This window comes from Pseudorhodoplanes sp. (genome assembly GCF_035565855.1).
Classification (GTDB): Bacteria; Pseudomonadota; Alphaproteobacteria; order Rhizobiales; family Xanthobacteraceae; genus Pseudorhodoplanes.
Map to the genome: position 1 here is coordinate 1 of NZ_DATMRX010000257.1, position 9,223 is coordinate 9,223.

Genomic DNA, 9,223 nt, shown 5'->3' on the forward strand with positions numbered 1-9,223 from the left:
TCCCTATCTGCCGTGGGTGTCGGAGTTTTGAGAGGATTTGCCCCTAGTACGAGAGGACCGGGGTGAACGTACCTCTGGTGGACCTGTTGTGGCGCCAGCCGCAGTGCAGGGTAGCTATGTACGGACGGGATAACCGCTGAAAGCATCTAAGCGGGAAACCCACCTCGAAACGAGAACTCCCTTGAGAGCCGTGGAAGACCACCACGTTGATAGGCCGGGTGTGTAAGCGCAGTAATGCGTTGAGCTTACCGGTACTAATCGCTCGAATGGCTTGATTGCTCTTGTCTTCAATGCCCATCCGCGACGCTGCGCGATGTTTCGACATCGCGGAAGCCTCGCCAGATGGCCTTTGGTCAAGACCGGCAACGGTCGATGATCAGCAATGCTTCTCACAATCCGTCTTTCGCCGGCCTGGTGGTTCTTGCGGAGAGCCTGAACCCGATCCCATTCCGAACTCGGCCGTTAAACTCTCCCGCGCCGATGGTACTAAGTCTCAAGACTTGGAAGAGTAGGTCGCTGCCAGGCCTGCCAAGGACGGATATCCCCTCGACACGATTTCACGATCAAACGCCGGTAGCCGGTCCTCGGCTGCCGGCGTTTTTTTGTGCCTGCTGTTTGTCCCACCGTGACAATGCGCGGTGCCTGCGTACGGAACCTGCTGTTGACAGAGCCGTCGCGATAAAAGCAAATCGCCAACAAGAACAAAGCAGTCCACGACGAGAGGATTCCGGAGGAAAGCATGATCTATCTCATCCGCAGGCCAGCCGTCGCCGCCGCATTGTCGGCTTTGGCGATCGTCGCTGCCTCGCATGGCGCCAAGGCGCAGCAATTTCCGACTAAACAGGTCACGCTGGTCGGCGGATATCCGGCGGGCGCCGCGTCCGACACATTGGCGCGCGCGATCTCGGATACGCTGCAGCAGCAATGGGGGCAGCCGGTCGTCGTTGATAACCGGCCCGGCTCGTCGGGCAATCTTGCCGCGACCTATGTCGCGCGCGCACCCAACGATGGACACACCATCCTCGTTGCGACCGACGCGATGCTGACCTCCAACTCGTTCCTGTTCAAGGCGATCGCCTTCGACCCGGCCAAGGATTTCGCGCCGGTGCTGAATGCGGCGAAGAACATCCTTGTCCTCGCGGTTCATCCGGACCAGCCGATCAAGACCGTTGCCGATTACGTCGCGGCTGCGAAGAAGAATCCCGGAAAAATCGCGTTCGGATCATCGGGGGTTGGCTCTCCGCATCAGCTCGCGGGTGAACTGCTCGCGCAAAAGGCCGGCATCAAGCTGCAGCACATTCCCTACAAGGGCGGCGGCGCCACCATCAACGATCTCGCCGGCGGTCATATCCCGTCGGCCTTCCTGAGCCTGTCCGCCGCGCGCGGATTGCATGAGGCCGGCAAGATCCGGATCATCGCCGTGGCCGAACCCGCCCGGTTTTCCGAGCTGCCCGATATCCCGACGATCGCGGAGACGGTACCGGGCGTCGAGATGGGATCGTTCGTGGCGCTGGTCGCGCCGGCGGGTACGCCACAGCCGGTGATCGAGAAGATCAGTCAGGCTGCAGCGAAAATCCTCAAGGACCCGGCGGTGACGAAAAAGCTTGCCGGCGCCGGTCTCGTGGTGACGGCCGAGCCGCCTGCCGCGCTCGGCAAGGCCATCAAGGACGGCCTCGCGATTCGCGGCGAGTTGATCAAGGCCGCGGGCATCCAGCCGGAGTGACCGGGAGAACCTGAACGATTTGGCGGCGCGAGCCGATCTTTCGCTTGCAATCGCGCCGTCACTTGCTAGATAGCGCCACGACTGTCCTGCGGCCGCGGCCGCTTCAGCGGCAATGACCGGATTGCCGCTGCGGACACGAAAAATAACCCGGTGTGAAGCGATAAAGGCTAGGCGCAAGCTAGGCCGCCGACCTGAAAGGCCGGATTGTTTCGCAACGGCAAGCCTTACCGCGGGGTGGAGCAGCCCGGTAGCTCGTCAGGCTCATAACCTGAAGGTCGCTGGTTCAAATCCAGCCCCCGCAACCAAATTAGCGCCGTCAGGTTTCGACCTGGCGGCGCTTTTGTTTTGCGACATCGCCAGGTTTTTTCGGAGCAGCAATCGTGCGCGGCGCTGGCACGCCTTGCGCACCACAGCGCTTCGTTACGCCTCGTTGCGGCGCGCCGAATCCACGAATTTGTCGACCAGCGTTTCCTTGCGCCGGGGCAGACCCGAGCGTGACCGGTAGGCGCAGATCGTGATCGGACGCACCGGAAGCAGCGGGCGCAGCGCCAGAAGCCCTGAGCGCACCTCGAGATCGGCCGAGCCCGAGGGGATGATCGCTATACCCATGCCGGCCTGGACCATCACCTTGATCGTCTCGACATTATCGGCAATCGCACGGATGCGTGGCCGGATGCCGAGATCGTTGAACATCTGTCCGACGATCTGGCCGTAGCCGATCGACAGCTCATTCATGATGATCGGCTCCTGTCCGAGAAGCCCGACATCGACCGCACCGCTCTTGCCGGCGAGCGCATGCGACGGCGGCATGATCAGCACCATCTCGAGGTCGAACAGCGCAACGCTGGTCAGACCCGACGGCACGCGATCGGCATCGACCTTTGCCGCGATACCGATGTCGAGCCGCTCGTCGTGCAGATCATCGAAAATGACCCGCGTCGGCGCGGTCTTGATTTCAAGATTGAGATTCGCCGGCAGGCCGCCTTCCGGAAGAATGTGCGGCAGCAACACCGGCGCGAGACCCGATCCGATTCCCATCACCAGCGTCTCGACGCCGGCGCCGCTCAGGCGGCGGGCCACGTCGCTGAGATTCATCAAGTCGCTCAGCACGCGTTCGGCTTCGTAGAGAAACATGCGGCCGCGTTCGGTCGGCTCGATGCCGCGGCCGGTCCGGCGAAACAGCGAGAAGCTGATGCTGCCTTCCAGAAGCTTCACCTGCTCCGATACCGCGGACTGGGAAATGTTGAGCCGAGCCGCGGCCTTGGTGAAGCTGCGCTCCTTGGCGACCGCAAGCGCGTATCGGATTTGCCGAAATTCCATCGCCGTTTCCCAACCCATGGCCGCATTCGCGGCCAAAATTCTTTGTTTTCCGCGGTCTTGCCGCGCGTGGTCCATATTGCCATCGGTTTTACCGATATCGCTATCATTAAATGCTGTTGGACAGCGGGGCGGCCGCACGAGAGGGTGACGCTGCTGCGCCCCACTTAGGCCCCTTAAGGGCATCCCGGCTGAAGCGGCGCGCGATGAGGAAGCCCGCGATGAGCTCAGCGTCTCCCCACTTGCGGATCGGAATCGATACCGGCGGCACCTTCACCGACATCGTCTGCGTCGATACGGCGTCCGGCGGCGTGTCGGTCACCAAGGTGCCGTCGACGCCGGCCAATCCGGCGCTGGGTCTCGTCAGCGGCATTCACAAAATTCTCGGCGAGGTCGGCGGCACCAGCCGCGACCTGATCGGCCTCGCACACGGCACGACGGTCGCCACCAATGCGCTGCTGCAGGGATCGATCGATTCGCTTGGCCTGATCGTCACCGAGGGCTTCCGCCACGTGCTGGAAATCGCGCGCCAGGCGGTGCCCGACGGCTACGGCAATTCCTATTTCTGGGTGAAGCCGGAGCGTCCCGTCCCGCTCGAACTCGTGCGTGAGGTCGGTGGCCGGCTCAATTTCAAGGGCGAGGAATTGCGTCCGCTGGACGAGGACAGCGTGAGGCAGGCCGCCCGCTTCTTCCGCGAGCGCAACATCCGCGCCGTCGCGATCTGCCTGATCCACGCCTACGCCAATGACGCGCACGAAAAGCGCGCGCTCGAAATCCTGCGCGAGGAATACCCCGATTGCACGGTGTCGATCTCGTCGCGTGTGCTGCCCGAATATCGCGAATATGAGCGCACCGTGACGACGCTCGTCGATGCGTTCGTCAAACCCTACATGGAGCGCTACCTGCGGCGCGTGCGGGACGCGCTGGGCGATGAGCTCGGCGACAAGCCGTTCCTCGTCATGCAGTCGAATGGCGGCGTGATGAGTGCGCAGCAGGTGGTCGACAAGCCGATCACCACCGCTTTATCCGGTCCCGCGGCGGGCGTCCTCGGCAGCGCCGTCATCGCCAAGCTCGCCGGCTTCGAAAACGTGGTCACGCTCGATGCGGGCGGAACCTCCACCGACCTCAGCCTGATCGAGGATGGCATCGCGCATCTGACCAATGCGGGATCGGTCGGACCCTTCCCGGTCCGCATTCCGATGATCGATATCGAGACCATCGGCACTGGCGGCGGCTCCATCGCCTGGATTTCCCGCGAAGGCCATCTCAAGGTCGGCCCGAAAAGCGCCGGCGCCGATCCCGGCCCGATGTGCTATCCGAATGGCGGCGACCAGCCGACCATCACCGATGCCAATCTCGTCCTGGGCCGGCTTCCGGCTGCCCTGATCGGGGGCGGCATCACGCTCGACGTCAAGCGTGCGCGCGCAGGGATGGCCGATCTCGCGCAGCGCCTCGGCGCCAGCATGTCGGTGGAGGAGATCGCTGCCGGCATCATCGAGATCGCCAACTGGAATCAGGCGAACCGCATCCGTCAGATGACCATCCAGCGCGGCATCGATCCGCGCGATTTCGCGCTCCTCTCGTTCGGCGGCGCGGGTCCCGTGCAATCCGCAGCGGTCGCGCAACTGATCGGCATGAAGGCCTGCATCATTCCGCCGAGCCCCGGCAATCTTGCCGCCTTCGGCCTCCTCTCCGTCGACTGGCGCAACGACCAGATGGTGACGCGAGTGATGGCCGAGGAGAAGATCGACCTTGGCGTCATCGCGGAGCTGTATCGCGCCCTCGAAGCCGAGGCCGTCGAGCGGCTTGAGGAAGACGGCATCCCGCGCGATCGCATTCGCCTGCAGCGCGAAGCCGATCTTCGTTACGCCGGCCAGTCGATGGAAGTGCGCGTGCCGGCGGGCGGCGGCGCCATCGACCGCGGCTTTGTCGAAGCGCTGATCGATGCCTTCCACGCCGCGCATCGCCGCACCTTCGGTTACGACTACAAGGGCGAGCAGAAGGTCGAACTGGTGAATTTCTGCGTGTCCGGCTTCGGCATGATCGAGCGGCCGAAGCTGCCGCAGCGCCCGGTCACGCCGAATGAGCAGGCAACGCCGATAGGCGCGCGTGATGTCTTCTTCGACGGCGCGATGCGCGAAACGCCGTGCTACGATCGCGCCGCGCTCGCTCCCGGCACGAAGATCGAGGGGCCCGCGATCGTCGAGGAATTCGGATCGACCACCGTGGTCTTCCCCGGCCAGACGCTTCGCGTCGATGGCTACGGCATCATGATCGTGCGGCAGGCTTAGGATCGGGAAAGGGCGCAGACATGAACTTTCAGAGCCGACCCGTCGTTACAGAGTCCAAAGCGCATCCCTGGCCGACCGCGCCGAAGGGCGCGAGTGCCCGCAATGTCGATCCCATCATCCTGCAGATCGTCGAAGGCACGCTCAACTCGATCGAGGCCGAAATCGAATATGCCATCGAGCGCACCGCGCGCTCGCCCATGATCCGCGAAGCGCATGACTATCGCGTCGGGCTGTTCGACAAATATTCCCGCAAGCTCACCGGCCGCTCCTATTCCGCGATGCCGCAGGCGGTGATCCGCGACTATCCGCCGGAGACCATGCGTCCGGGCGACGTCTTCCTGATGAACGACACCTATCTGACGGAAGGCTGCATCGGCCATCTGCCCGATCTGTGCTCGACCGTGCCGGTGTTTCACGACGGCGAGGTGGTCGCTTATATCCAGGCCTTCGGCCATCACGACGACATCGGCGGCCGCGTGCCGGGGTCGATGCCGGGCTCCGCGCAATCGGTTTTCGAGGAGGGCCTCGCGGTCCCGCCGATCCGGGTCTACAGCGAGGGCAAGCGCAACGAGGAAGCGTTCAAGATCATCCGCCGTAATACCCGCCTGCCGGAAATCCTGTCGGCCGATCTCGACAGCGAAATCCAAGCCTGCATCATGGGCGCGCGGCGCATGGAGGAGCTGTTCCAGCGCTTCGGCACGGCGACCGTCGAAGCCTGCTTCCAGGCAATCATCGAAAAGTGCCGCAACACCTTCCGCGACGAATTGATGCCCAAAATCGCCGACGGCGAATATGTCTGGCACGATTATGTGGAGCGGGAGATCGAGGGCGAGATCAAGCTGCACAAGATCGCGCTGAAGATGATCAAGTCGCCGGACAAGATCGTGCTCGACTTCACCGGCACCGATCCGCAGAGCGACGGTCCGCTGAACTGGCCGGCCGATTACGCCGACGGCGTTTTCCTCATCAAATGGATCGCGCCGATCCTGCGCAATCTTTCCGACACGCCGGAGCGTGCCGCCGAGATCAACGTCAATGAAGGCGTGTGCGAGCTGTTCGAGGTGATGTTCCCGCCGAAGGGCACGCTGATCACGCCGGTCTGGCCGGCGCCGACCAATGCGCGCTCCTTCGTGCTGCTGCGCTGTCTGTCGCTGCTTGCCGGCGTCGTGGCGCAGGCGGTCGATGGCCGCATGCCGGCGGATCAGGAAACCATCCGTTATACCGGCTTCTACGGCACCGATCTCGAAGGCCGGCCGTTCCTGTCGCGCGAAGTGCTCGGCGGTGGATCGGGCGGGCGCTACTATGCCGACGGCAACGACGCGATCCACATCGTCCCGGATTCCCGCAATCAGCCTGCGGAATTCACGGAAACGAAATTCCCGCTGATCGTGGAGAAGCTGGCGCTGCGGACCGATTCCGGCGGCGCCGGCAAGCGCCGCGGCGGGCTCGGCTATGAAAAGCATTACCGCCCGCTGGTCGATTGCCACACCATCGTGACGGCGGATCGCGTGCTGCTCGGATGCTACGGCGTCAATGGTGGCAAGGCGGGCAAGCCCTTCGTGGTGACGATCGATCCGGCCGGCGCCGACGAACGCCGGCTCGGCGGTCTCGTTGATGGCGCCGCGGTGCGTGCCGGTGAAATCGTGCGCGTGGAAACGACGGGCGGCGGCGGATGGGGCGATCCGCTGGAGCGCGAGGTGGATCTCGTGGTGCGCGATGTGCTGCAGGGCAAGATTTCGACGCAGGCCGCACGTGAGGATTATGGCGTGGTGCTCGCCGGAACGTCTTCTGCTTCCGGTGTGTCCGCGGATGCAAATGCAACCGCCGCTTTGCGGGACAGGATGCGCAAGGCGCGTTCCGCGCCGCTGCCGGTGATCGATCGCGGACCTGGCGCTGCCGCTTAAGTGGGCCGCGCGAGCTTCGGTGCGCTGCAGCACGATGTTTGGTGGCCGCTGCGTGCAGAACAAGTGAATCGGCCGCTATCGGAATTTCCGATGACTCTATCGTTAAACCGTGTTGGACTCGGTCTCTGCGGCCTTCGAAACTTGAACGATTGAAGCGGGCGTATTGCCCGGCAACTGATGAGTACAGGTGCATCAACGCATGGCAATCGATGTCGTCAAGGTCGAGATCAAGAGCGTGATGGACGCCGCGGGGCTCGAGGAATACATCCGCGCCAAGCGCTTTTCGGCCGACCAGGTTGTGGCCGTCATCGGTAAGACCGAAGGCAATGGCGGGGTCAACGATTTCACCCGCATCCTCTCCGATCAGGCCTTTCGCAACGTGCTGCGCAAATACGGAACGCGCAGCGAAGCCGACGTAAAGTCGATCCCGATGGTCTGGTCCGGCGGCTGCGACGGCGTCATCACCCCGCACGCCACCGTCTTTGCGCGCGACGACCGCAAAGGTCCGGCGGACAAGATGCGGCTCGCGATGGGCACGGCAATGAGCCCGCAGATCCTGCCCGAAGACATCGGACGCCCGGCGATGGTCGAAAAGGTTGCGGAAGGCGTGCGGCTCGCGATGAAGGACGCCGGCATCACGGATGCCAAGGACGTCCATTATGTGCAGACCAAGACGCCGCTTCTGACCATCGAATCGATTCAGGATGCCCATTCCCGCGGCAATGACGTGTTCTGCGAAGTGCACGATTCCATGGGCGTGTCGAACGGCACCACCGCGCTCGGCATCGCCGTCGCGCTCGGCGAAATCTCCATGCCCAAGGCCGAGGAGATTTGCCGCAATCTCGATCTGTATTCGTCCGTCGCGTCATGCTCGTCGGGTGTGGAGCTCGATTGCGCGCAGATCGTGCTGCTCGGCAACAAGGCAGGCGCGGGCGGCCGCTATCGCATCGGTCACAGCGTGATGAAGGATGCGCTGGATATCGACGGTATCTATGACGCGATCCGCAATGCCGGGCTTGAACTGCCGGAGCGGCCGCGCGCTGACGATCTTGGCGGCAAGCTGGTCAATTGCTTCATGAAGTGCGAGGCTGACAAGTCGGCGCGCCTGCGCGGACGGCGGCAGATCATGCTGGACGATTCCGACGTGCATCATCATCGCCATTCCAAGGCGGCGGTCGGTGGCGTTGCTGCGGCGGCGATCGGCGACCCCGCGGTGTTCGTGTCGGTGGACGCGATGCATCAAGGCCCGCATGGCGGTGGCCCGGTTATTGCAATTGTCGACGTCGGCGAATGAATTCGTTTCGGCCATCGCGCAGGGCGGGTTCAGTCGTACGGACTGCAACAGCAGCGGTCGTGCCGACCGAAGCTTCGAGTGCTGGACGAAACCAGTCAGGCGTAAAGAGGGAGCCCTGATCATGATGTCGATGTCACGCTTCGGTCGCGCTATCGCAGCGACGGCCATCATTGCAACGAGCCTTGTCCTTTCTCCCGATGCCAGGGCGCAGGACAAGGTGAGAGTCGGCGTCTTCCCTGTCGCGTCCACGCTGCCGCTGTTCGTGGCGCTCGAGCGCGGCTTCTTCAAGGAGAACAATATCGAGGTCGAGATGACGCGCCTGATCGGCGGTCCGCCGAACGTGGCCGCTATGATCGGCAATCAGATCGACGCCTCGGCCGTGCTGGTTACGATCGAGGGCATGAACGCCAATCTGAAGAAACCTGGCGTTGCGATGTACATCTCGCTGAACAGCCAGAACGCCAAATACCAGATGGAGCAGTTCGTCGTCCGCAAGGGCCTGGAGATCAAGTCGCTCGCCGACCTGAAGGGCAAGAAGATCATGTCGGCGCCCGGGCCCGCCAACGTGACCATGGCCCGCGCCGCGCTCGCGGCCGCCGGTCTGAAGGAGGGGGACTACCAGCTCGATCAGCTCGACATGGGTCAGCATGTGAATGCGATGACCGCCGGCACCTTCGACGCGGGCTATACGCTC

The 9,223-nt window shown here is 63.4% G+C and carries 6 protein-coding genes, 1 tRNA gene and 2 rRNA genes; 8 read left to right on the plus strand and 1 reads right to left on the minus strand.

Features of this window, described 5'->3' with window-relative positions:
* The 4 genes from VN004_RS14530 to VN004_RS14545 form a co-directional block, all read left to right on the plus strand.
* Positions 1–279 (plus strand): 23S ribosomal RNA (locus tag VN004_RS14530); the annotation flags it as partial.
* A gap of 131 nt (positions 280–410) precedes the next feature.
* Positions 411–525, plus strand: a 5S ribosomal RNA gene (gene rrf, locus VN004_RS14535).
* Positions 526–739: 214 nt separating this feature from the next.
* Positions 740–1,723, plus strand: coding sequence for a tripartite tricarboxylate transporter substrate binding protein (locus VN004_RS14540; protein WP_325611355.1), 984 nt, complete (start codon positions 740–742; stop codon positions 1,721–1,723).
* 228 nt (positions 1,724–1,951) lie between these two features.
* Positions 1,952–2,028, plus strand: a tRNA-Met gene (locus tag VN004_RS14545).
* A 115-nt stretch (positions 2,029–2,143) separates the two neighbouring features.
* Here VN004_RS14545 and VN004_RS14550 read toward each other — a convergent pair.
* Positions 2,144–3,043, minus strand: a complete 900-nt coding sequence (locus VN004_RS14550; protein ID WP_325611358.1) for a LysR family transcriptional regulator — start codon at positions 3,041–3,043, stop codon at positions 2,144–2,146.
* A 218-nt stretch (positions 3,044–3,261) separates the two neighbouring features.
* Between VN004_RS14550 and VN004_RS14555 the strand changes: the two genes are divergently transcribed.
* The 4 genes from VN004_RS14555 to VN004_RS14570 all read left to right on the plus strand — a co-directional run.
* Positions 3,262–5,331: a hydantoinase/oxoprolinase family protein gene (locus VN004_RS14555; RefSeq protein WP_325611362.1), complete on the plus strand. Its 2,070-nt coding sequence runs from the start codon at positions 3,262–3,264 to the stop codon at positions 5,329–5,331.
* A gap of 20 nt (positions 5,332–5,351) precedes the next feature.
* On the plus strand, positions 5,352–7,235 hold the full coding sequence (locus VN004_RS14560) for a hydantoinase B/oxoprolinase family protein (protein WP_325611364.1): 1,884 nt from the start codon (positions 5,352–5,354) through the stop codon (positions 7,233–7,235).
* A 199-nt stretch (positions 7,236–7,434) separates the two neighbouring features.
* Positions 7,435–8,529 (plus strand): ring-opening amidohydrolase, encoded by a 1,095-nt coding sequence (locus VN004_RS14565; protein WP_325611368.1) that lies wholly within the window; start codon positions 7,435–7,437, stop codon positions 8,527–8,529.
* Positions 8,530–8,650: 121 nt separating this feature from the next.
* On the plus strand, positions 8,651–9,223 hold a 573-nt coding region (locus VN004_RS14570; RefSeq protein ID WP_325611369.1), incomplete at its 3' end, for an ABC transporter substrate-binding protein.

Bases quoted from the DNA above. Each gene is read 5' to 3' on its own strand.
- VN004_RS14565 (WP_325611368.1), top strand. From the start codon at position 7,435: ATGGCAATCGATGTCGTCAAGGTCGAGATCAAGAGCGTGATGGACGCC.
- VN004_RS14550 (WP_325611358.1), bottom strand. From the start codon at position 3,043: ATGGAATTTCGGCAAATCCGATACGCGCTTGCGGTCGCCAAGGAGCGC.
- VN004_RS14555 (WP_325611362.1), top strand. From the start codon at position 3,262: ATGAGCTCAGCGTCTCCCCACTTGCGGATCGGAATCGATACCGGCGGC.
- VN004_RS14560 (WP_325611364.1), top strand. From the start codon at position 5,352: ATGAACTTTCAGAGCCGACCCGTCGTTACAGAGTCCAAAGCGCATCCC.
- VN004_RS14540 (WP_325611355.1), top strand. From the start codon at position 740: ATGATCTATCTCATCCGCAGGCCAGCCGTCGCCGCCGCATTGTCGGCT.